Here is a 25,588-nt window from a genome sequence, read left to right as displayed (position 1 = left end):
ACATATAGTCTGCGCTCATGTGAAAACATGAGAAGTTCATAAGAGAACTGGCTAAGGAATTGCGCCCTTAGTTGAACAAGATAAATTTTATTGAATCTATCAAACTTTATTGAAAATACAGAACATACGTGCTATGTTAGGTTCAATGAGGTGAGAATAATAATGAAATTTTCACGAGTTAGTCAAGTATCAGAATTAACAGGTTTGCATCCGAGTAGTCTAAGGAGAATGCTGGTGGAACACGCTACTATTCAGAAGAACAAATTTTTCATTAAAGGAGTTACATTCTGATGATATTGGCGAAGAAAGTCAGACTAATTCCAACGCCTGAACAAGAAAAAGTGCTTAGAAACCATGCTGGTGCTGCAAGATTCGCTTATAACTATTGTAAAAGAATGAGTGATAGATATTATAAGCTATTTGGAAAATCTGTTTCACAGTTAGCTTTACAGAAACGATTTACAAAGATCAAGAAGCAAAAGAGATATGAGTGGTTAAATGACATCAACGCACAAGTTCCCAAACAGGCTTCAAAAGATTTTGATAAGGCGAGAAAAAATTCGTTCAAAAAGTACAAAAATGGTTATCACACTTCTTATAAATCCAAAAAAGATTTAATCCAAGGATTTTATGCCAATTATGAAAGACTGATTATAGGAAAGAAAGTAGTTCATATTCAGTCCATTGGAGTAGTGAAAACAAGCCAACAACTACCAAGAAACAAAAAAACATCCAATCCAAGAGTTACATTTGATGGTCGTCACTGGTGGATGAGTGTAGGGTTCCAAGAAGACTTTGAATTACAAGAACTAACCAATGAGTCGATTGGTGTGGATGTTGGTTTAAAAGAGCTGTTTGTAGCTTCTAATGGTACGAAAGAACGAAATATAAACAAAGATGCTAAGGTTAAAAAACTTTTGAAAAGGAAAAAGTCAGCGCAAAGAGATATGTCTAGGAGATTTAAAAAAGGTGTAAAAATTCAATCTGCCGGATATGAAAAAGCTAAAGCTGAGCACCTGCGGTTATCTAGGAAAATTACGAATATCCGAAATAACCATATCCATCAAGCAACAGCTAAATTGGTGAAAACCAAACCAATGAGAATTGTTGTGGAAGACTTACCTATCTCAAACCTGTTAAAAAACAAAAAACTATCGAAAGCATTTTCATTTCAAAAATTAAACTTCTTCTTTCGATGTTTATCATACAAGTGCGAGAAGTATGGCATTGAGTATGTAAAAGCTGATAAATGGTTCGCCTCAAGCAAGATTTGCTCATGTTGCGGAGTAAAATACGACCATTCAGTTCAACCAGAAGGACAGTGGAGTTTAAAAATAAGAGAGTGGTGTTGTGTTTCATGCAATAGCCATCACGATAGGGATGTAAATGCTGCGATAAATTTATCAAGATGGGTAAAATAAATGCTTGATAATAGGAGGTAACGATACTGCCTCGTGTGGAGTGTTATACCCCTCGTCCCTTCGGGGTTGCGAGAACACGATGAAGCACTAACTCGTGTAAATTTGATTGAATTGTATAGATTTAGTTAAGTTTATCGTATCGGGATGCTTGGGGGAAGATGTTGAGAAGTTTACGTTTAAAAATTGCGGTAGTATTTTCAGTTCTTATTTCTATGATGTTCGTAATATTGGGTACAGCTATGTATCAATTACAGAAAGAGAAAGAAGTAAGTTCCTTAGACCAGTATTCTCAAAATACGATGGATCTTGTGACAGAGCAACTTACGACATTTGTTCAAAGAACTGATGAAGATATGGGGTATTATGCGAACAGTGAGATGATTCGTAATATGATTCAAGATGGAGTTACTCCAGAAGAGGAAGCGTTTTTGACGAAAGAGTTTTTGGAGTATAAAAAGAATCATCCTGGTATTTTAGATTTATATATTGGTACGAGAGATAAAAAAACATTAAGTGCCAATCTTGCTGAAGGTGGAAAAGTGCCGGAAGGATATGATCCAACGACAAGACCATGGTATAAAGATTCAGAGGCTGATGTGAAAAAGGTTCATTGGGGACAACCTTCATATGAAATCGCGACAGGAAAGTTAAGTGTAGGGGTTTCTAAAGCTATTACGTCTGAAGATGGATCTGTATTAGGCGTTGTTGCGATGGATGTATCGCTCGGAACAATTCAGAAGTTACTTCATAATATTCAATACAATAATGACGGAGAAATGTTTATTATAAATGATAAAAATATAGCTCTTGTTTACCCAGAAAAGATAGGGAAAGATATTTCTAAAGAGCCATTGCTGAAGAGTTTAAATAAAGATGTCACAAAATATGCTGAAACTACATTAAAAGGTGAAGATGTAGTTGTTTATAGTCAGTTATTTGATGCGATGAAATGGAAGATAGGAATTTTTTATCCGAAACAAACGATTGATGGATTGTTAAGTAGTATGAGAAATACAGTCATTATAATGGGATGTATTAGTTTATTAGTTGGAATAGTAGCTTCTTATTTATTCTCAAGAAGATTAGCAAGGCCACTGCAATTATTAACGAATCACGTTCAAAAAGTAGCAGGAGGAGATTTAACACTGCAAATGAAAGTGACAAGTAAAGATGAGGTTGGAGAGCTGACGAACCATTTTAATCATATGGTTGGGCAAATGAATGAAATGGTAAGTAAAATTAAAAATAGTGTATCAACAGTGCAGCAATCAACGAATAATCTCCATTATTTAACGAATGAAACGGTGGCCGCTAGTAGAGAAGTGTCAGGTGCAATGGATGATGTGAGCGGGGGAGCTTCTACTCTTGCCAATAGTGTAGATGAAGTTTCAGCTCAGCTTGAGAACATGGCGCAGTCAGTGGAAGAAATGAATAGCTCCGTTGGTGAAATAGAAGGAGTGGCTGGTAAAGCGGAAAAGGCATCTAAGCAAGGGTTAAATACGATGCAGAATTTAGTTCGTACAAGAGGAGAGTCATCTTCGATTGTTGTTCATACAGAGGAAGCATCTGGAAAGTTAGAGCAAAAAGTCGGATCGATTCAAAATGTTGTAGAGCTTATAAAAGGTATTTCGGATCAAACGAACTTACTTGCTTTAAACGCTTCGATTGAAGCAGCACGTGCAGGTGAGCAAGGTAAGGGATTTGCTGTTGTGGCTGAGGAAGTTCGAAAGTTAGCGGAACAATCAAAAGAGGCAACAGGAGAAATCGCAACGATGATTGGCGATGTCCAATTAGAAGTAAAACGAGTTGTAGAGGTCGTAAGTAAATTGAAAGATATTGCTGATATACAAAATAAAGTGACGACAGAGGCAGAGGCGGAATTCCGTACAATTATGTCGGTTGTAAATACGATTAGTATCTCAGTTGAAAAAATTGTAGAAGAAGTAAACAATATAGGTCACGAGCAAGGGGAAATTACAGAGGTAATGCATACAATTGCCGGTACGAGTCAAGAAAGCGCAGCTGTTTCGGAAGAGGTAAATGCTGCAACTGAATCTCAAGTGAATCATCTAGAAAAGGTAGCTCATACGATGGAAAGCTTGACGGAGCACATGAGAGACTTAGAAAGATTAGTTGAGCAATTTAAAATAGAGGAATAACAAATTAGTAAAATGATGAGGATTTCGGTAAAATAGACAATGGATATATAAGAAGCAAGTATAGGAGGAAGACTACTATGGCAATTGTTGACGTATCGATTATTCCGGTAGGAACAGGTAATCCAAGTGTTAGTGAATATGTAGCAGAAGTACAAAAGGTGCTAGAGAAAAATGCAGATCGCGTGAAGTATCAATTAACACCAATGAATACAATTATTGAAGGAGATCTTCCTGTCATTCTAGAAGTCATTCAACAAATGCATGAAGTTCCATATACGAAAGGTGCACAGCGCGTTGCGACAACAATTCGTATCGATGATCGTCGTGATAAAGTAAGCACAATGGAGAAGAAATTAAACTCTGTTCGATCAAAATTATAAGAAAAAGCAGCGATCTTCGCTGCTTTTTTCATATAGGAGGTAGATAAGATGAGTGAAAAGTTTAACGAACAATTTGATGGGTTGTTAGAGAAATACACGGAACTATTACTTGGAGAGAGCAATGAAGAAAGAAAAGAGCAGGTACAGAAGTGGGCACTGTATTCTTACATAGCTAAGACGATGCCGGCTTTAGTTAAGCATTGGAATGAGACGTATCCCGATGCGAAAGAAGAAATGGTACAGTTAATTTCGGATATAAAAAAGATAAATGAAGAGAAGCGAAATGAAAAATAAGAGAGCTTGAGGTGAATGTCACCTTAAGCTTTTTTTATCTCGTAAAAGCCCGATTGGTGAGGGTTAATAATCAGAGGGGGAGGGCCCGCTTTATTCTAATTGAATTTTCACTTTATTAATATCTTTATATAATTTATATGGAATATAAAGGGTTTTATAGACATGTCGAATATTTTCGACATGTCTATTTGAGGCCCAGTAAACCCGTTTTTTCTAAATGTCGAAAAATATTCCCTTTATATTTGTAAGCAAGAATATAAGGTTTTAAATGTTTTTATAGTATTTTATAAATTGTCTAAATAATTATTTGTATCAAATAATTTTAAAGAATGATATAATTTCGAAGAGGGGTAAAAAACAGATAAATTACAGTCATAGGGGTGAATTACATGGAACAATTAATGCGAAATTCGTTTCTTTTCTTGTCAAAAAATAAAGCGCTAACAAAGTTAGCTAAAAAGTACGGTTTACGCTTTGGAGCAGGTCGTTTTGTCGCAGGGGAGACAATCGAATTAGCGACAGCAGCTATTAAACAATTGAACAAGCAAGGCCTTTGTGTAACGATCGATTATTTAGGTGAATTTGTTGATAACGAAGCGGAAGCAAATGAAATGGCTAGCGAATCGATTGAAGCGATTCGTGCAATTGGAAGAGAAGGTCTTAATTCGCAGCTTTCTTTAAAGATGACTTCTATGGGATTAGATATCTCTGATGAAATCGTAATGAACAATATGCGCCGTATTTTAGAAGCTGGAAAAGAAAATGGTGTGTTTATTACAATTGATATGGAAGACTATACGCGCTGCGGGAAAACAATTGAGATCTTTAAACAATTAAAATCTGAATACGATAATATTGGTACAGTTATTCAAGCTTACTTATATCGTACAGAAAAAGATATGGAAGAATTAAATGCTTATAGTCCTAATTTACGTCTTGTAAAAGGAGCTTATAAAGAACCTGAAGATGTAGCGTTCCCGGATAAGAAAGATGTAGATGATAACTATAAAAAAATTATTAAAATGCACTTATTAAATGGAAATTATACTGCAATTGCTTCACATGACGAAGCAATTATTGAATATACGAAAAAACTTGCCGAAGAACACAATATTCCAAGAGACCAATTTGAATTCCAAATGTTATATGGTATTCGTAATGAGCGTCAACTTGAGCTTGTAAAAGAAGGCTACAAGATGCGTGTTTATGTACCTTATGGAAACGACTGGTATGGCTATTTCATGCGCCGTCTAGCAGAGCGTCCAGCGAACGTTGCGTTCGTATTAAAAGGTATGGTTAAAAAATAACCAAGGAGAATATACTCCTTGGTTATTTTAATTGCTTAAATGCGTAATGTGCCATTTTCTTCGTATCAGGATATAGTTGCGCGCGAGTAGAAGATAATACGACGTTAATAACGCGTTTACCGTCTTTCTCATCAACAGTTACGACCGTATATTTTCCGAGTGCAGATAAACCGCTTTTACTTCCAATCGCATATGGATCGTCATATAGTTCCTCTCGTCCATAGTTTGCGATTTTTGGAGAGCGTTCAGAAGTATGTAGAGTTGTATGTACTGAATTCATATATTGTAAAACGATTGGGTATTTTAATGCTTCTTTCGTAATAATGGCAATGTCATATGGTGATACTTTATTTCCAAGTGCATCAGCACCACTTGCGTTTTTGAAAGTTGCATGCTTTGTACCAAGTTCCTTCGCTCTAGCATTCATCATTTTCACAAACTCATTTTTTGATCCTGCGATATGTTCTGCAATTGACTCAGAGATTGGGTCTGCACTAATGATAAGCATAAGTTTTAATGCCTCATCCCGTTTTAATTTTTCCCCAGCACGCAGCTTAATTTTTTTACTTTGACTTTCTGTTTTTATTGCGTTTTCTGTAACTGTAATTTCTTCATTTTCTTTTACATTCTCTAGTAAGAGAAGGGTTGTCATCATTTTGGCTATACTAGCCGGATAAGAGCGTTCATCTTCGCGTTTTCCATACAAAATTTCACCTGTGTCTGCATCGATTGTAATTCCGTATTGCCCCGTAATACTAGGCTGATCACCTCTTACAGTTTGGTGTCTTTGTGCATAAGAGAAGAAAATCATCCCTGTAAATAGTGTAGCAATCATTACAATCATAACTATTGTTCGTTTCATCATCGTTCCCTCTTTTGTTTTCCATATGTACAAATAAATTGGGCAGAAAAAGCAGCCATTAATCATTATGCCACGTTTTCTGCCCAAAAATATACCGTTATTTTTCGCCCATATTATGCTTCTTATATTGTTGGTTATTACCTTGACGGCCCTTTTCCACACCGTGATTATGTGGACCTGCATTTCCAGTTACGCTTGCTGCGCTAATTCCAGCTTTTGAAGGGTTCTTCTTAAGTTTTGCCATATATATTCCTCCAGTTTCGTCAGATTATAAAAAGGAAAAGTGTATTTGAGTGAAGAAAATACATATATATAGCATGGGCAAATAAAAGAAAAATATTTATTTCAGAAAATTTTATCAATAAATATATTGCGAAAATTCAAACTGTATCATATATTTATTAGTAGAGGCTCACTCATTGATTGCGACTTATGTCGAAAAATTGAATGAGCATTCATTCAAGAATAGGGGGAGAATTGGATGTTCCAAATTAAAAAGGCTGCTGTTCTAGGTTCAGGCGTAATGGGTTCAGGGATTGCGGCACACTTAGCTAATATTGGTATTCCGACATTATTGCTTGATATTGTACCACCTGCGCTAACAAAAGAAGAGGAAGCGAAGGGACTTACATTAGAACATAAAAGTGTGAGAAATCGTTTTAGTAATACGGCTGTGCAAAAACTATTAAAGCAAAAACCAGCTCCTCTGACAGTGAAAGGAAATTTAGCACTGATTGAAGCAGGTAACTTAGAAGATGATCTTGAGCGTCTAGCTGATGTAGATTGGATTATTGAAGTAGTAGTTGAAAACTTAGATATTAAAAAGAAACTATTTGAAAAAGTAGATGCTGTTCGTAAACCGGGTTCTATTGTAAGCTCGAATACGTCAGGCATTTCAGTAGAAAAAATGGCAGAAGGTCGTTCAGACGACTTCCAGAAGCACTTCTTAGGCACACACTTTTTTAACCCACCACGATATTTAAAACTTCTAGAGGTAATACCGACGAAAGAAACAGATCCACAAGTATTAAGCTTCATGAAACTATTTGGCGAAGATGTTCTTGGAAAAGGCGTTGTTATCGCAAAAGACACACCAAACTTTATTGGAAACCGCATTGGTACGTACGGCTTGCTTGTAACACTTCAAGAAATGATTAAGCGTGGCTATAGCATTGGAGAAGTTGATTCTGTAACAGGCCCACTTATTGGCCGTCCGAAGAGCGCAACGTTCCGTACATTAGATGTTGTTGGTTTAGATACATTCGTACACGTTGCAAATAACGTATATGAAAACGTACAAGAAGAAGAGCGTGATGTATTTAAAGTACCAACTTTCATGCATGACATGCTTGATAAAAAATGGCTTGGTAGTAAAACAGGTCAAGGCTTCTTCTTAAAACAAGGAAAAGAAATTTTAGAACTAAATCCTGAAACGATGGAATACGAAGCTCGCAAAAAATTAAAAGCTGCATCTATTGAGTTAAGTAAACAAGAAAAAGGTTTATCGAATAAATTGAAAGCGCTTGTATACGCGAAAGACCGCGCAGGAGAGTTGTTATGGAACATCATCACACCAACTCTTTTATACTCTGCAAAACTTCATAAAGAAATTGCTGACGATATCGTTGCAATTGACCAAGCGATGAAGTGGGGCTTCGGCTGGGAGCAAGGACCGTTTGAAGTTTGGGATGCAATTGGCGTTGAAAAGTCCGTTCAAAAGATGGAAGAAAACGGTGCAGTTGTTCCGACTTGGGTGAAAGAAATGTTAGAGAAAGGTTTCACTACTTTCTACAAACATGATAACGGAGATAGCTACTATTATGATAATGGCGAATATAAGCGAATCGAACGTAATAAAAAGGCAATTTCTCTTAAGCAATTAAAAGCGAAAAATGGCGTATTAAAGAAAAATAGCGGAGCGAGCTTAATTGATTTAGGTGACGGCATCCTTTGCTTAGAATTCCATTCGAAGAGCAATGCAATCGGTATGGATATTACGCAAATGATTAACTACGCTGTTGATGAAGTAGAAAAGAATTATAAAGGTCTTGTTATCGGTAACCAATCGAAGAACTTCTGCGTTGGTGCGAACCTAGCAATGATCTTAATGGAAGCACAAGATGACAACTACTTTGAAATTGAGTGGGTTGTGAAAAACTTCCAAGATGCAATGACGAAAATTAAGTACTCTTCTAAGCCAGTTGTAGCAGCACCATATGGTATGACGCTTGGTGGAGGTACAGAAGTTTGCTTACCAGCAGCTAGCATTCAAGCTTCTAGTGAAACGTATATGGGCTTAGTAGAAGTTGGTGTTGGCTTAATCCCTGGCGGAGGCGGTAATAAAGAGCTATACATTAAACACTTAAATAAAATGCCAAACGGTGTAGAGTTTGATCTGCAAAAAGTTGCGAATAAAGTATTCGAATCTGTAGCGATGGCGAAAGTTTCTACATCAGCACAAGAAGCTGTATCGAACAACTTCTTAGGCGATAAAGACGGTATTAGTGTGAATGGTGATCACTTACTATACGATGCGAAACAAAAAGCACTTGCTTTATATGAAGCTGGCTATAAAGCACCGATCCGTAAAAAGATACCAGTTGTCGGTGAAACAGGGTATGCAACTCTTGTACTTGGTGCAGAAGCAATGCATTTATCAGGTTACATTTCTGAACATGATCTTCACATTGCGAAGAAACTTGCATATGTCATTGCGGGCGGAAAAGTACCGTATGGAACAGAAGTTGATGAGCAGTATTTATTAGATGTAGAACGTGAAGCATTTATTAGCTTAGTAAGTGAGATGAAATCACAAGCAAGAATGCAGCACATGCTTGTAAAAGGAAAGCCATTACGTAACTAATAACGAGGGGAGATATCGTTCATGAGAGAAGCTGTCATTGTTGCGGGAGCAAGAACACCAATTGGAAAAGCAAAGAGGGGTTCATTAAAAACAGTTCGTCCTGACGATCTAGGGGCGTTAGTAGTAAAGGAAACGTTAAAGCGTGCGAATTATGAAGGACCAATCGATGATTTAATTTTCGGTTGTGCGATGCCAGAAGCAGAGCAAGGTTTAAATATGGCTCGTAATATCGGCGGATTAGCAGGGCTTTCTTACGATGTTCCAGCTATTACAATTAACCGTTACTGTTCTTCAGGTTTACAAAGTATCGCTTACGGAGCAGAGCGCATTATGCTTGGACACTCTGAAGCTGTATTATCAGGCGGAGCGGAATCAATGAGCTTGGTTCCGATGATGGGACACGTCGTTCGTCCGAATAGTCGCCTTGTAGAAGCGGCTCCAGAATATTATATGGGCATGGGACATACAGCAGAGCAAGTTGCTGTGAAATATGGAATTTCTCGTGAAGAGCAAGATGCATTTGCAGTAAGAAGTCATCAACGTGCCGCGAAAGCATTAGCGGCAGGGAACTTTGCTGATGAAACAGTATCTGTAGATGTGACATTACGCTCGGTTGGATCAAACAATAAACTGCAAGAAGAAACAATCATTTTCGCACAAGACGAAGGTGTAAGAGCAGAGACGACGCTAGACATTTTAGGTAAATTACGTCCAGCATTTAACGTTCGCGGTTCTGTAACAGCTGGTAACTCTTCACAAATGAGTGACGGTGCAGCATCTGTACTATTAATGGATCGTGAAAAAGCAGTGAGCGATGGCATGAAGCCACTTGCGAAATTCCGTTCATTTGCAGTAGCTGGCGTACCACCAGAAGTAATGGGAATTGGCCCAATCGCTGCAATTCCAAAAGCGTTAAAACTAGCAGGATTAGAACTATCGGATATCGGCTTATTCGAGTTAAATGAAGCATTCGCTTCTCAATCGATCCAAGTTATTCGTGAACTTGGTTTAGATGAAGAAAAAGTAAACGTAAACGGCGGTGCAATTGCACTTGGACATCCACTTGGCTGTACAGGAGCAAAATTAACACTATCTCTTATTCACGAAATGAAACGCCGCAACCAACAATTCGGTATCGTAACAATGTGTATCGGCGGCGGAATGGGAGCAGCGGGAGTGTTTGAATTACTATAAAAAAAGTGGAAGCGGCTCGCTCAGAATGTGAGGGGGATGGAGCTTCAGACGTAGAGGCGCTTTTTGCCTCGCAGGAAGAAGCGAAGCCACCGGAACTAGATTAAATAAAAAGAATGGAAGCAACAAAGGGTTATAAATAAAATTGAGAGCCAGCTTCTTTCAAAAAGAGAGAAGTGGCTCATGAAAATATGAAGGAGGAAATTTTCATGGAAAAAACAGTAGGAAATGCGGTTAAAGGCGGTAGCTTTTTAGTAGATGAGATTACGATTGATCAAGTGTTTACGCCAGAAGATTTTTCATCTGAGCATAAAATGATTGCAAAAACGACAGAGGACTTTATCGTAAATGAAGTTCTTCCAGAACTTGAATATTTAGAGCAACATGAGTTTGATCGTTCTGTTCGTCTTTTAAAAGAAGCTGGTGAACTTGGTTTACTAGGCGCTGACGTACCAGAAGAATACGGCGGAATTGGTCTTGATAAAGTAAGTTCAGCGTTAATCGCAGAGAAATTCTCTCGTGCTGGTGGTTTTGCAATTACTCACGGTGCTCACGTAGGTATCGGATCATTACCAATCGTATTATTCGGTAACGAAGAGCAAAAGAAAAAGTATTTACCATTACTTGCAACTGGTGAAAAATTAGCTGCATACGCATTAACTGAGCCAGGTTCAGGATCTGACGCATTAGGTGCAAAAACAACGGCACGTTTAAATGCAGAAGGTACACATTACGTATTAAACGGTGAAAAGCAATGGATTACAAACTCTGCATTCGCTGACGTATTTGTTGTATACGCAAAAATAGATGGCGAGCATTTCTCAGCATTTATCGTAGAGAAAGAATACGCTGGTGTATCTACAAGCCCTGAAGAGAAGAAAATGGGTATTAAATGTTCTTCAACTCGTACGTTAATTTTAGAAGATGCATTAGTACCGAAAGAAAACCTACTTGGTGAAATCGGTAAAGGTCATATTATTGCATTCAACATTTTAAATATCGGTCGTTATAAATTAGGTGTTGGTACAGTTGGATCTGCGAAACGTGCAGTAGAAATTTCAGCACAATATGCAAACCAACGTCAACAGTTCAAACAACCAATCGCTCGCTTCCCATTAATTCAAGAGAAACTTGCGAATATGGCAGCAAAAACATATGCAGCTGAAAGCTCTGTATATCGTACAGTAGGTTTATTCGAAAGCCGCATGAGCACATTATCTGAAGAAGAAGTAAAAGACGGTAAAGCAGTAGCAGCTTCGATCGCTGAATATGCAATCGAGTGCTCTTTAAACAAAGTATTCGGTTCTGAAGTATTAGACTATACAGTAGATGAAGGTGTTCAAATTCACGGTGGTTACGGATTTATGGCAGAATACGAGATTGAAAGAATGTACCGCGATTCTCGTATTAACCGTATTTTCGAAGGAACGAACGAAATTAACCGCCTAATCGTACCAGGTACGTTCTTACGTAAAGCGATGAAAGGTGAATTACCACTTCTTCAAAAAGCACAAAAATTACAAGAAGAGTTAATGATGATGATGCCAGAAGAAGTAGGCGATGAGCCATTAGCACTTCAAAAATATTTAGTAACTAACGCGAAGAAAATCGGCTTAATGGTAGCTGGATTAGCGGCTCAAAAATACGGTAAAGCATTAGATAAAGAGCAAGAAATTCTTGTGAATATCGCTGACATCGTAAGCAACCTTTATGCAATGGAATCAGCTGTTCTTCGTACAGAAAAAGCAATTAAAACAACTGGTCTTGAAAAGAATAAACAAAAAGTGTTATACACTGAAGTATTCTGCCAAGAAGCATTCAACGAAATCGAAGCAGATGCGAAAGAAACACTTATCGCAGTTGAAAACGGCGACATGCTGCGCATGATGTTATCATCATTACGTAAATTAACTCGCCACACGCCACTTAACGTAATTCCGAAGAAACGTGAAATCGCTGCGAAAATTTTAGAAGATGAGCGTTATACAGTTTAATAGATGAAAAGGAACCAGTGGCCGTTTGGCTGCTGGTTTTTTTATTGATGGATTCTTGAAAAGGGTTGTTTTACATATGTATTTGTAAACAGCTCTTTTTCATGGAGGGATAGGAGATGAAGTTAATAAAAGTAGGAACAGTTCATCAAATCGTATTTTTACCGCGTCTATTTCCGATTAACTGTTACTTTGTCGAAGAAGAAACAGGATTAACGTTAATTGATGCAGCTTTGCCATTTTGTGCAAAGAAGATTTTAGAAGCGGCTCGAAAACTAGGAAAACCGATTACGAATATCGTTATAACACATGCACATGATGACCATGTAGGAGCGCTTGATGCTATAAAACAAGAACTGCCGAATGTTTCGGTCTATATTTCTGAAAGAGATGCTCGTTTACTTGAAGGGGATTTGTCACTGCAACTCGGAGAACCAGGCACGCAAGTAAAAGTGAGTGTGTCAAAAAGGATAAAGACGATTCCAGATATCCTTCTTCAAGAGGGAGATCAAATTGGTTCACTTGTAGCAATTGCAGCTCCAGGCCATACACCGGGATCAATGGCGTTTTTAGACACGAGAAATGATGCGCTCATTGTTGGAGATGCATTTCAAACGGTGGCGGTAGCAGGACAGTTGAAGTGGCTTTTTCCGTTTCCTATGTTTGGTACGTGGGATGCAGAAGTTTCGTTAAAAAGCGCTCAGAAATTGCTAGAGTATAAGCCGTCTATATTAGCGACAGGGCATGGGAAGATGATTAAAAATCCGTTAGTGCAAATGCAACGGGCGATTGAAGAAGCGGAAAGGAATTTAACTAGAAAGAGCCTTTAATTGTTTAGAGGCTCTTTTTTGCTAGATGATATTATTTTGTGGGTTTTAAGTATGTGTATATCGCTAATAGGAAACCGAAAAACATAAATATAAAAGGGTCTTGGCTTGGGTTAGGGTCATAGCTATCTTGCACCTTAGTAAGAAAATCATGTGTTTTCATGTTTACATCTCCTTTTATTCATAAGGTTTAGTATGAAGTGGGGATCATGATGTGGAAGTAAGAAATTTTTATTTTATAATTATTATATAACAATATAATTCCTAAAACTATAGAATACAAAGCGTTCATAATATGTAAAATTGCATATTATTCTTTTTCAAATTTTTGTTATATTATCCTTATATTTATATTAAGGGATTTTTGTTGAGGTAATGAAAACAAATGGAGGAATAGTATGAGTAAAACGGTGTTAGAAGCGTATAGTGTGGAAAGGAAAATAGATAATATAACATATAAAAATCTATTTGTAATGATAGCAATCATTTTAGGATTCTTACTTCTAGGAGGGTTATTCCTTGGTTTAGCTTTTGGGATTTATGGTGAGGAAGCGTTGCGTGATAATTTAGAAGGGTACTATTTCCTTTTATTAGATGCAGCTGTTGTTGCTATCGTTTTATTAGCTTATAAACCAGTGCTTCATTTTATTAAATATATTTGGGATTTATCCGTTTTGAAGAATGGGAAGACATATTTATATCTATTAATTGGTTTTATGGTTATTGCGTTATCACAATATTTAATGTTACATGTGTTTAGTTTTGAAAGTGCAGCAGAACAACAGAAACAATTAGGGAGCTTAGGACTTCAAAATAGTCTACAAAGTATTATATATGTGTTAAGTGTTGCTATAATTACACCGGTTAAAGAAGAAATTCTATTTCGAGGTATTTTATATCGATTTTTAGAAAAGAAATATAATTTTTTAGTTGGTATCATTATTTCTTCCTTCATTTTTGGAATTCTTCATGGAGGTCTTCTAATTACGGCGACGATTATGGGGATTGTGTTTGCGATGTTATACAAAAAGACGCAATCTATTATACCTAGTATTATTTTACACATTGTATGGAACTTGCTTGTGAGTATAAGTATGATTGTATCTCTGTAAAATTGAACGAATATTTAGCATAAAAGATGGATGGCCTAGCTATGCATCTTTTATTTTGTTTATAGGTAGGAGAAGTTAATTCATGCATGTATATAATCCAAAAAGAACCAAATACTAATGACGAATGAACAAAGAAAGGCAGGAGTATTCCATGCAAAATTTAACAGAGCTTGAAGTAGAAAACTTACGTCATTTAATCGGTGGACACGCAACAATTATTAACAAGTTGGAGCAGTATGCACAGACGTGTACAGATCCAGAGTTGAAACAAATGCTACAAAAGGATGCGCAAGATGCACGAAATACGAAACAGCAATTGATGACTTTTCTAGGATAGGAGGAAGCGACAGATGAATGAAAAAGATATGGTAAATGATTATTTAGCAGGATTAAATGCAAGTTTAACAAGTTATGCAAATTATATTGCTCAGTCTGATAATGAACAGTTACACCAAACATTAATTCAAATTCGTAATCAAGATGAAATGCGCCAACGTAATATGTATGAGTACGCAAAGCAAAAGAGTTATTACAAACCGGCAGCACCTGCGAATCCAATGATTGTGCAGCAATTAAAAGGCCAATTAAGTGTGGAATAATGGGATGAAAAAAACGAGCGAATGAAGTCGCTCGTTTTTTTGTTTTGTCCCGTAAAAGCCCAATGGATAAAGGTTGATTGAAGTTTCACTTTATATATGTCAATAAATACATAATAAATATTTTTTCAGTTGTAACAAATATGACGAAAATTAAATATAACAATTCACAAAAAGGACAAAAACTTTGCTCAATATTTCACAAAGTATCCATGGTTTCTATCGTGGGAATCTCTATAATTAAGAGTGTAAAGAACAAAAGAAATAGATTATATGATCAATTAGGAGAGATTGCTATGAAAAGAAATACAAGAAAAATTGCAATTATCGGTACTGGATTAGTTGGATCAAGTTGTGCATATTCCATTGTAAATCAAGGCATTTGCGAAGAGCTATTATTAATTGATATAAATCATGAACGTGCAGTTGGGGAAGCGATGGATTTATCACATTGCATTAACTTTACAAATACAAGAACAAAAGTATATGCAGGAAGCTATGAAGACTGCAAAGATATGGACATCGTTATTATTACAGCGGGACCAGCACCAAAACCTGGACAAAGTCGCTTAGATACTTTAGGAGCGAGTGCGAAAATTATGGAAAGTGTTGTTGGCGGCGTAATGGAAAGTGGATTTGACGGTATTTTCTTACTTGCATCGAACCCAGTTGATATTATTACATATGAAGTGTGGAAATTATCTGGATTACCTAGAAATCGTGTGATCGGTACTGGTACATCACTAGATTCTTCTCGCTTAAGAACAATTCTATCTGAAATGTTACATGTAGATCCTCGTAGTATTCATGGGTATTCATTAGGAGAACATGGTGATTCTCAGATGGTTGCTTGGTCTCACGTAACTGTTGGTGGAAAGCCGATTCTACAAATTTTAGAGGAGCAAAAAGAACGATTTGGTGAAATAGATTTAGATGAAATTGTTGAGAAGACTGCAAAAGCAGGATGGGAAATTTATAAACGAAAAGGTACTACTTATTACGGAATCGGAAATTCTCTAGCATATATTGCGAGCTCAATCTTTAACGATGATCACCGTGTCATTGCTGTATCAGCTATTTTAGATGGGGAGTACGGTGAGTATGATATTTGTACAGGAGTGCCAGCTATTATCACTAGAGATGGTATGAAAGAAGTTGTAGAACTAAACTTAACAGAGGACGAAGAATCTCGATTCGCAAAATCAAATGATATTTTACGTGATTATATGAAAACAATTGGTTACTAAATTATAGGAGAAGGTGAAACAAATGAAGGAATATATAATGTCTCGTGTATTTAAAGCATCTGCTGGAATCGCACAAGGTATTTTCGTATCCCTCGGAATTGGTTTACTGATCGAAAATATAGGAAGAATTGTTGATATTCCATTACTTATTACAATCGGAGTTGTTGCAAAATCACTTATGGCACCAGCCATTGGTGCCGGCATTGCTTTTATGCTCGGTGCAAACGGTCTTGTTATCTTTTCAGCGATGGTAGCTGGAGCGATTGGTGCCGGATCCATTTCAATTACTGAAGCGGGTCTAATCATTAAAACAGGTGAGCCAATCGGTGCATTATTAACAGCAACTTTAGCAGTTTATATCGGTAAACGTTTAAGCGGAAAAACTGCGTTAGATATGATGCTCGTTCCATTTGCAGCAATATTAGGTTCTGGTTTAGTCGGTATTTGGTTATCTCATAATATTACTCCTGTTTTAAATACAGTTGGAGCGTTCATTAAAGATAGTTCAGCTGGTAGCCCGTTCATCGCTTCTATCGTCATTGCAGTAGTTTGGGGGCTATTGCTTATTTCTCCAGCTTCATCAGCTGCATTAGCGATCGCACTTAGCTTAGATGGCGTTGCAGGTGGTGCAGCTCTAGCAGGATGCGTTGCTCAGTTTATCGGATTCTCTGTAATCTCAGCGAAAGAAAATAATTTAGGTGGCATATTAGCTCAGGCGCTTTGTACTCCGAAAGTACAGTTACCAAACATTACTAAAAATCCAATGATTCTCGTCCCAACTGTCGTCGCTAGTGCGATAGTCGGCCCAGTATCGGCATTAATTTTCCAACTGGAAGCAGGAAAAGAAATTGCAGGTCTTGGATTAAGTTCTCTTATCGCACCAATTAACTTAATTTCCAGCGAAGGATGGGAAGTTGTCCCAGCGATGGTAATCACTTATATCATCATTCCAGTAGCTGTTTCTTATATACTTTACATTGCTCTTAAAAAAGCAGGTCGTATTCACTCTGGTGATATGACTGTACCGCAATCTTAAATTGAAAATCTCCTTTTATATAGAGAAAAGCAGACTGGAAGCCACAGTCTGCTTTTTACATTTTTTGATTTTGTTTTACTGGAACACGTACTGTTTCTTTTGCTAATAACAGCTGAACGCCGAAGTAAAGTATGCTTGCGAGCGTCATTCCAGAAATGGCGTCTACAAATGCATGTTGCTTCGTAAATAGCGTTGATAAAATAATAAGCGTACCGAAGAAGGTAAGAATATAATATTCAAAAGCATGTTGTTCTCTACGTTTAAAGGCAGCTAGCATAATTACAAATGTAGTAAGAACGTGAATGCTAGGGAAACAGTTTACCGGTTGATCGATACTATAAATATAGCGAACTAGTTCAGAAAATACGTCTGTTCCAACGACAGTTGGACGTGGTACAGTTGTCTGCCAAAAATAATAAATAGAAAAACAAGCAAGTTTGCCAAGAATTACACTACTTAAAGTAACGTAATATTGCTTTCGATCAGCAAAGCAGTAATAAATAAGTGCGCCGTATAAGTAAGGAAACCAAAGTAAATAAGGAATAATAAATGCTTTTACAAATGGAATCCAATCATCTACTACAGTTGTGACATCTACTGCGTGAACAGTTGATTTATTTAATACGTCGTAAAGGGGACTTACGAGTACGAGTAGAAGTATATAACTTAACGGAAGAAAAGATGAAAGTTTAAATTTCTTCATGATAATCTCCTATGTTTAGTAATGTAAGTAAATTCAATTGATTATAATATAGAAACGTAAATTGGGCTATCGATTTTACTTACATTTTCTTGAATTAACCTTACGTTTTTGTCACTTGACTTAAAAGAAGGGGAGAGTGCTATATGAAGCGTTTATCGTATTTCTTATTTTTTATATTGATATGCCTAGTGAGTGCGGGGTGTGCAAAGGATAAAGAAGGAGAGAAATTAGAATATAACGGGAGAGCACTCGTAATTGGAGTTGTTGGAGAAAAACCGAAAGATACGTTTAGAAATATAAAGTTTGAAAGTGTAAAGTTAGAAGAGATGCAGGAGAAATCAGCAAAATTTGATGGTTTTTTCGTTATGAAAGAATATTTTAAAGAGGCATCAAAGGAGCGGTATACGGACTTATTTTTATCGTTAAAGAAGCCAGTGTTTTTTATTGGGTTACAAGATAAACCATATTTGATTTTTACTGAAAAAGATTTAGATTATGACAATGCCTCAAAAGATAGAGCTATGATGTATACACAAGGGTTTGTAAATATGGGGAACCCTGAAGGACAGTATTGGGGTATGGGATTATATAATGATACGGTTTCAAATCAAAATATTCATAATATGTATATAGTAGTGTTTCAAACTATTTCGGATTATTTGAGTCGATGATGGAGGAGCCCGTAAAAGGGGCTTCTTCTTTTTTGAATAAACGTTTGTTTAAGATGCATGTTCGGTAGGAAGAAACCGATGCAGTTTAAAGGCTCACATAAAAAAAATAGGAAATTAATCAAACGTTTGTTTAAGATGTATGTTCGGTAGGAAGAAACCGATGCAGCTCAAGAGCTAACAAAGAAAAATAGGAAGTTAATCAGACGTTTGTTTAAGATATATGTTCGGTGAGGGATGAGAGAAGAATCTAAAAAAATTATATATTTATTTTTTTCTTAACAAATGGCGGAAAAATAAGAAAAATTCGCAGGATTATTAAAATTTATCACGAAATAAGTAAAAGTTTAGCGAATAATCGTTTGAAATAATAAAACGTTTTCTATATGATAAAGGTAAAGGTTAGTAAAAAAGTAGGTGAATTTATGACAGTAACATTTTATTCATATCCAAAGTGTGGCACATGTCAAAAGGCAAAGAAATGGTTTGAGGCAAACGATGTAGCATATGAGATGATTCATATTGTTGAAAATCCACCGTCAAAAGAAGATGTACGTAATTTACATGTAAAAAGTGAATTACCATTAAAAAAATTCTTTAATACAAGTGGAATGCGTTACCGCGAACTTGGTCTAAAAGATAAGTTGAAAGATGCAAGCGAAGACGAAATGTATGAGCTTTTAGCATCTGATGGCATGTTGATTAAACGTCCAATTGTAACAGATGGAACGAATGTAACACTTGGTTTTAACGAAGAGCAGTTTGAAAGTGTGTGGAAAAAGTACCAATAAGGTATTTTTACATAATTAATACATTCACTGGAGGTACAGTCATGAGCATTCCAAATAATTTACGTTACTCTGAAGAACACGAATGGGTAAAAACTGAAGGTAATGAAGTTGTAATCGGTATTACTCACTTTGCACAAGGTGAGCTAGGCGATATCGTATTCGTTGAACTTCCTGAAGTAGGTGCAACAATCGAAGCTGACGAGCCATTCGGAAGCGTAGAATCTGTTAAAACAGTTTCTGAATTATACGCACCTGTAAGCGGTAAAGTTGTAGCAGTAAACGAAGAATTAAGTGACCAACCAGAACTTGTAAACGAATCTCCATACGAGGGTGCATGGATGGTTAAAGTTGAACTTTCTGATGCAAGCCAAGTTGAGAAGTTATTAACTGCAGAAAAATATGCAGAAATGACAAACCAAGACTAATTTTAGTCAACTGAAGGACAGCCTTTGTGCTGTCCTTTTTATTTTGTGCTACATAATGAGTTGAAAAGCACATATATATGAATCAATTATCATGTGAGAGTACATTAATGGGAAATCTATTTAGTGGAGTTCCATGCTTTTTACAATCTAAACGAGCCGCTTCCGCTTTTCATTGTCTAGCTCCAGCGGATAGAACAGTCGGTCATTTCACCCCTTCACTTGAGGCAAAAGGCGCCTCTAGTTCAGGAGTTCCAATTGCCCTCTTGTTCTGAACAAGCCGCTTCCGCTTTTCTTTTGCAAAAATAAACAGGAAACAACATGAAAATAACGAATATACTATATACTAAGTTAAAGGTTGTATAGTATATGGTGATCGGGTGATGACATATGATTTATGTAGAAAAAGTCATTATTGTAGAAGGTAAATCAGACAGAAGAAAGATTGAATCTATTATTCGTGAACCGGTGGAAATTGTTTGTACAAATGGTACAATTGGTTTGTCGAAAATGGATGAGCTCATTGATCAGTTTTTTGATAAGGACGTATATGTGCTAGTGGATGCTGATGATGCAGGGGAAAAGTTAAGGAAACAGTTTCGAAAAGAATTTCCGCAAGCAGAGCATATTTATATTGATCGCTCGTACCGAGAAGTGGCGACTGCACCTTCTTCACATTTAGCAAATGTATTATGGGGAGCTGACATTGACGTTTATACAGAATATTTACGGTAAGGAATGATAGAAGTGATTGACTGGACAGGAGCCGAAGCTACAGCCCTAATAGAGAATGAAGAAAAAACAGTGCTATATGTATATACACCAATGTGTGGAACATGCCAATTAGCAAAGAAGATGTTAACGGTTGTCGAGATGACGATTGAAGAGTTGAAAATTGGAATGTTAGATTTAAATTATGCTCCGCATTTAGCGAAAGAGTATGGAATCGAAAGTGTGCCTTGTTTACTTGTTTTTGAAAATGGGACACTAATGAAGAAGATATATGCATTTCATTCGGTTGAATATTTATATACGGAATTAAAGTAGGCGGCAAAGTTTTTGCCGCCTCGACATATTTCTTGGGAAATATGTCGACATGCGGGATGGATACAGTATTTGTCGAGCGAAAGTAACAGGATTGCTCTTTAGTGAGAGGGAAATGGTATGTAATAGAAAGTGATATGAAGGATGTGATTTAGGGTGAAATTATATTCTTTGCTTCAATCATTTGTAAATTACGCTAACGGTCAATATCATTTAGAACCGCTTTTAAGACAAGGAGAAAAAACTGTTAATTTCCGCTTTGGAGATGAAAGTTGTTCATTACAAATTTCAAGAGATTATATAGAATTGTCACAAGAGGCAAGAGGAACGGAACAAATTGTGTGCTTAGATGAAGAGGATGTAAAACAATTAGTGAACGGAAATGTAAGATTGCAAACGTTAATGAACGATGGACGTGTGCAATATTCGGGAACATATCGAACGATGCTATTAGTTGAATCGATGTTTCATATATGTAAACCGATGTCAGTAGGTGCTTAAAATTCTGAAGTTTCTTGTTTTGTGAAAATTCTTGTTGACATGACGTGTGGATATTGATACAATTCAATTCATAAAATATAGACAATTTCATAAATTACAAATCAGACGAAAATTAAATCTGATTTCTCTTATCAAGAGAGGTGGAGGGACTGTGCCCTGTGAAGCCCGGCAACCGTCAACTTATGTTGAAATGGTGCCAATTCCTGCAAAGCGAATGCTTTGAGAGATGAGAGAGAGGGATAATGTTGTTATATACGCATATAAACCTTTCTGCTTCTCTAAAGCGGAAAGGTTTTTTTGTTGTTTGAATGTGGAGGACATTCAAATAATAAGAGGAGCTATGGCGATAGATTACACGCATGAAAAATAAAAAAATTGCGGAGTCTATCCAAAGTTTTATGAAATCCAGCTCCAGCGGCTAGAACAGTCGGTCGTTTCATCCCTTCCTATGAGGCAAAAAGCGCCTCTACGTCAGGGATTCCAACGCCCTCTTGTTCTAAACGAGCCGCTTGCGCTTTTTACTTAAAAAAGGGGTGAACATCATGATCTTATTAGAAAATGTAAAGAAAATATATAAGGCAAAAAGCGGTGATGTCACTGCTGTAGATAACGCCAATTTAAAAATAGAAAAAGGCGAAATATTTGGTGTTATCGGATATAGTGGTGCTGGGAAAAGTTCTTTAATAAGGTTGTTTAATCAGTTAGAGAAACCAACTTCTGGCCAAATTACAATTGCAAATCGTGTCATTTCAGCAATTACAGGAAGTGAACTTCGTAAGGCAAGGCAAGAAATTGGAATGATTTTTCAGCACTTCAACTTACTTTGGTCACGAACTGTACGCGAAAATATCGCATTTCCACTTGAGATTGCAGGTGTTGATAAGGAGAAGAGAAGAAAACGTGTTGATGAGTTAATTCATCTCGTTGGATTAGAAGGAAGAGGAGACGCGTATCCATCCCAGTTAAGTGGTGGACAAAAGCAGCGTGTTGGGATTGCTAGAGCGTTAGCTAACAACCCACAAGTGCTTTTATGTGATGAAGCAACGTCAGCACTTGATCCGGAAACGACAGATCAAATTTTAGATTTATTACTTGATATTAATAAGCGTCTCGGTTTAACAATTGTATTGATTACACATGAGATGCACGTAATTCGAAAGATTTGTAATCGTGTTGCGGTAATGGAGAAAGGAAAAATCGTAGAAACAGGTCCAGTACTTGACGTATTCCGTAATCCACAGCAAGACATTACGAAACGCTTTGTACAGCAGTTAACAGATTCTGAAGATACAAACGAAACAATTGAAAGTTTAATTGAAAAATATCCAGATGGCAAAGTAATTCGCTTGCAGTTTGTCGGTGAGGCTGTAGAAAGACCAGTACTTCAAAGATTAATGCAACGCAGTGATATAGAAGTTAGCATTTTGCAAGGAAATATCGCACAAACGAATAACGGTTCTTACGGAAGTTTAGTTGTTCATTTAAATGGTGAGGAAACAGCAATCCAGCAAGCGATAGAGGGAATACATCAAGATCAAGTAGAGCTGGAGGTGATTGCACATGGATAAGTTACTCGCAAATGTTGATTGGAATCAAATGTTAGAAGCGACTGGTGAAACGTTATATATGACGGCAATCGCAGCGCTTGCCACATTTGTTTTAGGACTAATTTTAGGATTGTTACTCTTTATGACATCGAAAGATAATTTATGGGAAAACAAAGCGGTTAATACAGGGATTGGAGCCTTCGTAAACATATTCCGTTCTATACCGTTCATCATTTTAATCATTTTATTAATTCCATTCACAAAGATTATCCTTGGAACAATTCTCGGGGCTAGTGCAGCATTGCCAGCTTTAATTATTGGAGCGGCACCATTTTACGCAAGAATGGTTGAAATCGCACTTCGTGAAATTGATAAAGGTGTAATCGAAGCTTCAAAAGCAATGGGGGCAAAAACAAGCACAATCATTTTAAAAGTGTTAATTCCAGAATCATTACCAGCGTTAGTATCTGGTATTACGGTAACGACAATTGCTTTAGTAGGCTATACAGCAATGGCGGGAGTTGTTGGTGCTGGTGGTCTTGGAACACTTGCTTACTTAGAAGGATTCCAGCGTGGAAATAACGATGTAACAATTGTTGCGACAATTTGTGTGTTGCTAGTTGTATTTTTCATTCAGTGGATTGGTGATAGTGTAACGACTCGAATAGATAAAAGATAATGAAAACAGGAGGGTATTTCAAATGAAAAAATTATTACTTACAGCACTTATTTCAACCTCAATTTTTGGGTTAGCTGCTTGTGGTGGGAAAGATAAAGATGAAAAGAAACTTGTTGTGGGTGCTTCTAACGTACCGCATGCTGAAATTTTAGAAAAAGCAAAACCGTTACTTGAGAAAAAAGGGATTGAGCTAGAAATTAAAAAATTCCAAGACTATGTGTTGCCGAATAAATCGTTGGCGGATAAGGATTTAGATGCAAACTACTTCCAACACATTCCGTATTTAGAAAAAGAGATTAAAGATAAAAAGTATGACTTTGAAGTAGCCGGAAAGATTCATTTAGAACCAATTGGTGTATATTCTCAAAAGTATAAGAGCTTAAAAGAGCTTCCAGACGGAGCAACAATTATTATGAGTAATTCTGTTGCTGATCATGGACGTGGTTTAGCAATTTTACAAAAAGAAGGTATTTTAAAAATTAAAGATGGAGTAGATCCAGTTAAAGCGACTCCGAAAGATATTGCGGATAATCCGAAAAATCTAAAATTCAAAACGGATATCGAGCCTGGTTTATTACCACAAGTGTATAACAATAAAGAAGGCGACGCTGTTCTAATTAACTCTAACTATGCAATTGATGCGAAATTAAACCCAGAAAAAGATGCGATTGCAATTGAAGGTAGTGATTCTCCGTATGCTAACATCGTAGCAGTTCGTAAAGGGGATAAAGATAAGAAAGAAATTAAAGCTCTTGTAGAAGTGTTGCATTCTAAAGAAATTGAAGACTTTATTACTAAAGAGTATAAAGGGGCAGTTGTTCCTGTAAAAGAATAATTGTTTGAAGAAGGGCTGGTGTATGTCGGCTCTTTTTTTCTAACTACATACCTATAGGGGAGAAGGGGATATCAGATGAAAAAAATTATACTGTCAGTTGTTACAGCGCTATCTGTATTTACATTAGCTGCTTGCGGGGGAAAAGAGGAAAATAAGCTTGTCGTTGGAGCTTCTAACGTGCCGCACGCTGTTATTTTGGAGAAAGCACAGCCGATATTAGAGAAAAAGGGTATTAAATTAGAGATTAAAAAGTTCCAGGACTATGTGTTACCGAATAAAGCGTTAGCGGATAAAGAAATTGATGCGAATTACTTCCAACACATTCCGTATTTAGATAAAGAAATTCAAGAAAAAGGATATAAAATTGTAAACGCAGGAAAAATTCATTTAGAACCAATGGGCATTTATTCTAAGAAATATAAAAGCTTAAAAGACCTGCCAGAGGGCGGAACAGTTATTATGAGTAATAACGTGGCTGAGCGCGGCCGTATGTTAGCACTATTACAAAAAGGTGGCGTTATTAAGCTTAAAGATGGAGTAGATGTTGTTAAGGCGACAGTAAAAGATGTTGTAGAAAATCCGAAAAACTTAAAGTTTAAAACAGATGTTGAACCTGGACTGTCACCGAAGCTGTATGAAAATAATGAGGGAGATGCTTTATTTGTTAATTCAAACTATGCAATTGATGCGAAATTAAATCCAACAAAGGATGCAATTGCGATTGAAGGATCAGACTCTCCGTATGCAAATATTATTGCAGTTCGTAAAGGTGACGAGAAGAAAAAAGAAATTAAAGAACTGGTAGAAGTATTGCATTCAAAAGAAATTCAGGATTTTATTACTAAAGAATATAAAGGTGCTGTACTTCCGGTAAGTGAATAAACGTAAGGAAAGGACTGGGAATTTACCAGTCCTTTTTTCTTTATATATAAGAAGAAAAGTGTATCATATAAGGATGCAAAGGAAATACTTATATACATTTGTGAAAAAATTGTTACTTTTTTTCGTCGTTTGCGATATCATTTTATTTGATATAAAATTAGAATGAGAATAAAATGAGAATATGAACGTTTTAGGAATTTTTAAAATGTATATATAGGATTAATGGAGGT

General features: G+C 36.6%; 27 protein-coding genes and 1 riboswitch. Of the genes, 24 read left to right on the top strand and 3 right to left on the bottom strand.

The window, feature by feature from the left end; genetic code table 11:
• Positions 1–290: 290 nt before the first annotated feature.
• From JDS95_RS22990 to JDS95_RS22970, 5 genes are all read left to right on the top strand, one after another.
• The gene (locus JDS95_RS22990; RefSeq protein WP_085450685.1) at positions 291–1,421 is read left to right on the top strand and encodes an RNA-guided endonuclease InsQ/TnpB family protein; all 1,131 of its coding nucleotides are present in this window, start codon (positions 291–293) and stop codon (positions 1,419–1,421) included.
• A 158-nt stretch (positions 1,422–1,579) separates the two neighbouring features.
• A complete protein-coding gene (locus JDS95_RS22985) occupies positions 1,580–3,580 on the top strand; it encodes a methyl-accepting chemotaxis protein (protein ID WP_033660826.1) in 2,001 nt (666 codons plus the stop codon).
• Positions 3,581–3,657: 77 nt separating this feature from the next.
• The gene (locus tag JDS95_RS22980; RefSeq protein WP_001018860.1) at positions 3,658–3,960 is read left to right on the top strand and encodes an MTH1187 family thiamine-binding protein; all 303 of its coding nucleotides are present in this window, start codon (positions 3,658–3,660) and stop codon (positions 3,958–3,960) included.
• Between the two features lie 48 nt (positions 3,961–4,008).
• Positions 4,009–4,254 carry a YusU family protein gene (locus JDS95_RS22975; protein ID WP_001290590.1) on the top strand — a complete coding sequence of 82 codons (246 nt, stop codon included), beginning with the start codon at positions 4,009–4,011 and terminating at the stop codon, positions 4,252–4,254.
• A 389-nt stretch (positions 4,255–4,643) separates the two neighbouring features.
• Positions 4,644–5,561 carry a proline dehydrogenase family protein gene (locus tag JDS95_RS22970; protein ID WP_000436777.1) on the top strand — a complete coding sequence of 306 codons (918 nt, stop codon included), beginning with the start codon at positions 4,644–4,646 and terminating at the stop codon, positions 5,559–5,561.
• A gap of 22 nt (positions 5,562–5,583) precedes the next feature.
• Here the strand turns inward: JDS95_RS22970 and JDS95_RS22965 are convergent, their stop codons facing one another.
• Positions 5,584–6,423: a D-alanyl-D-alanine carboxypeptidase family protein gene (locus JDS95_RS22965; RefSeq protein ID WP_000831453.1), complete on the bottom strand. Its 840-nt coding sequence runs from the start codon at positions 6,421–6,423 to the stop codon at positions 5,584–5,586.
• 97 nt (positions 6,424–6,520) lie between these two features.
• On the bottom strand, positions 6,521–6,667 hold the full coding sequence (locus JDS95_RS22960) for a YuzL family protein (RefSeq protein ID WP_001096344.1): 147 nt from the start codon (positions 6,665–6,667) through the stop codon (positions 6,521–6,523).
• A gap of 237 nt (positions 6,668–6,904) precedes the next feature.
• Here JDS95_RS22960 and JDS95_RS22955 point away from each other — a divergent pair, with 237 nt between their 5' ends.
• The 9 genes from JDS95_RS22955 to JDS95_RS22915 all read left to right on the top strand — a co-directional run bounded on the left by JDS95_RS22955 (position 6,905) and on the right by JDS95_RS22915 (position 17,286).
• Positions 6,905–9,286: a 3-hydroxyacyl-CoA dehydrogenase/enoyl-CoA hydratase family protein gene (locus JDS95_RS22955; RefSeq protein WP_144467276.1), complete on the top strand. Its 2,382-nt coding sequence runs from the start codon at positions 6,905–6,907 to the stop codon at positions 9,284–9,286.
• Positions 9,287–9,307: 21 nt separating this feature from the next.
• Entirely contained in the window at positions 9,308–10,480 is a 1,173-nt protein-coding gene (locus JDS95_RS22950) for an acetyl-CoA C-acetyltransferase (protein ID WP_001206332.1), read from the top strand.
• 206 nt (positions 10,481–10,686) lie between these two features.
• A complete protein-coding gene (locus JDS95_RS22945) occupies positions 10,687–12,471 on the top strand; it encodes an acyl-CoA dehydrogenase family protein (RefSeq protein ID WP_000416293.1) in 1,785 nt (594 codons plus the stop codon).
• Positions 12,472–12,587: 116 nt separating this feature from the next.
• On the top strand, positions 12,588–13,298 hold the full coding sequence (locus tag JDS95_RS22940) for an MBL fold metallo-hydrolase (protein WP_199690808.1): 711 nt from the start codon (positions 12,588–12,590) through the stop codon (positions 13,296–13,298).
• A 395-nt stretch (positions 13,299–13,693) separates the two neighbouring features.
• Positions 13,694–14,407 carry a CPBP family intramembrane glutamic endopeptidase gene (locus JDS95_RS22935; protein ID WP_000048028.1) on the top strand — a complete coding sequence of 238 codons (714 nt, stop codon included), beginning with the start codon at positions 13,694–13,696 and terminating at the stop codon, positions 14,405–14,407.
• A gap of 151 nt (positions 14,408–14,558) precedes the next feature.
• Positions 14,559–14,744, top strand: a complete 186-nt coding sequence (locus JDS95_RS22930; protein ID WP_001180553.1) for a hypothetical protein — start codon at positions 14,559–14,561, stop codon at positions 14,742–14,744.
• 13 nt (positions 14,745–14,757) lie between these two features.
• Entirely contained in the window at positions 14,758–15,006 is a 249-nt protein-coding gene (locus tag JDS95_RS22925) for a spore coat protein (protein ID WP_001002986.1), read from the top strand.
• Between the two features lie 293 nt (positions 15,007–15,299).
• Positions 15,300–16,250 (top strand): L-lactate dehydrogenase, encoded by a 951-nt coding sequence (locus tag JDS95_RS22920; protein ID WP_000828231.1) that lies wholly within the window; start codon positions 15,300–15,302, stop codon positions 16,248–16,250.
• 22 nt (positions 16,251–16,272) lie between these two features.
• On the top strand, positions 16,273–17,286 hold the full coding sequence (locus JDS95_RS22915) for a PTS sugar transporter subunit IIC (RefSeq protein WP_000666176.1): 1,014 nt from the start codon (positions 16,273–16,275) through the stop codon (positions 17,284–17,286).
• A gap of 55 nt (positions 17,287–17,341) precedes the next feature.
• Here the strand turns inward: JDS95_RS22915 and JDS95_RS22910 are convergent, their stop codons facing one another.
• The gene (locus JDS95_RS22910; RefSeq protein ID WP_000713777.1) at positions 17,342–17,989 is read right to left on the bottom strand and encodes a phosphatase PAP2 family protein; all 648 of its coding nucleotides are present in this window, start codon (positions 17,987–17,989) and stop codon (positions 17,342–17,344) included.
• 143 nt (positions 17,990–18,132) lie between these two features.
• Between JDS95_RS22910 and JDS95_RS22905 the strand changes: the two genes are divergently transcribed.
• From JDS95_RS22905 to metQ (JDS95_RS22860), 10 genes are all read left to right on the top strand, one after another.
• On the top strand, positions 18,133–18,660 hold the full coding sequence (locus JDS95_RS22905; protein WP_000826882.1) for a hypothetical protein: 528 nt from the start codon (positions 18,133–18,135) through the stop codon (positions 18,658–18,660).
• Between the two features lie 422 nt (positions 18,661–19,082).
• A complete protein-coding gene (locus tag JDS95_RS22900; protein WP_000218973.1) occupies positions 19,083–19,448 on the top strand; it encodes an arsenate reductase family protein in 366 nt (121 codons plus the stop codon).
• 41 nt (positions 19,449–19,489) lie between these two features.
• The gene (gcvH, locus tag JDS95_RS22895) at positions 19,490–19,873 is read left to right on the top strand and encodes a glycine cleavage system protein GcvH (protein WP_000026896.1); all 384 of its coding nucleotides are present in this window, start codon (positions 19,490–19,492) and stop codon (positions 19,871–19,873) included.
• Between the two features lie 387 nt (positions 19,874–20,260).
• Positions 20,261–20,605, top strand: coding sequence for a toprim domain-containing protein (locus tag JDS95_RS22890; RefSeq protein WP_000640865.1), 345 nt, complete (start codon positions 20,261–20,263; stop codon positions 20,603–20,605).
• 3 nt (positions 20,606–20,608) lie between these two features.
• Positions 20,609–20,917, top strand: coding sequence for a thioredoxin family protein (locus tag JDS95_RS22885; protein WP_002039867.1), 309 nt, complete (start codon positions 20,609–20,611; stop codon positions 20,915–20,917).
• Positions 20,918–21,070: 153 nt separating this feature from the next.
• Positions 21,071–21,415, top strand: coding sequence for a hypothetical protein (locus tag JDS95_RS22880; protein ID WP_000781225.1), 345 nt, complete (start codon positions 21,071–21,073; stop codon positions 21,413–21,415).
• A 125-nt stretch (positions 21,416–21,540) separates the two neighbouring features.
• Positions 21,541–21,648: riboswitch (SAM riboswitch) on the top strand.
• A gap of 309 nt (positions 21,649–21,957) precedes the next feature.
• A complete protein-coding gene (locus tag JDS95_RS22875; RefSeq protein WP_000601773.1) occupies positions 21,958–22,983 on the top strand; it encodes a methionine ABC transporter ATP-binding protein in 1,026 nt (341 codons plus the stop codon).
• Positions 22,976–23,641, top strand: a complete 666-nt coding sequence (locus JDS95_RS22870) for a methionine ABC transporter permease (RefSeq protein ID WP_000359403.1) — start codon at positions 22,976–22,978, stop codon at positions 23,639–23,641. Before JDS95_RS22875 ends, JDS95_RS22870 begins: the two co-directional genes overlap by 8 nt.
• A 22-nt stretch (positions 23,642–23,663) precedes the next feature.
• Entirely contained in the window at positions 23,664–24,476 is an 813-nt protein-coding gene (metQ, locus tag JDS95_RS22865) for a methionine ABC transporter substrate-binding lipoprotein MetQ (RefSeq protein ID WP_000735082.1), read from the top strand.
• Positions 24,477–24,551: 75 nt separating this feature from the next.
• On the top strand, positions 24,552–25,358 hold the full coding sequence (gene metQ, locus JDS95_RS22860; protein WP_000720649.1) for a methionine ABC transporter substrate-binding lipoprotein MetQ: 807 nt from the start codon (positions 24,552–24,554) through the stop codon (positions 25,356–25,358).
• Positions 25,359–25,588: the final 230 nt, after the last annotated feature.

Source organism: Bacillus cereus group sp. N24 (assembly GCF_016483345.1).
Lineage (GTDB): Bacteria > Bacillota > Bacilli > Bacillales > Bacillaceae_G > Bacillus_A > Bacillus_A toyonensis.
This window is presented reverse-complemented; position numbering and strand designations above follow the sequence as displayed.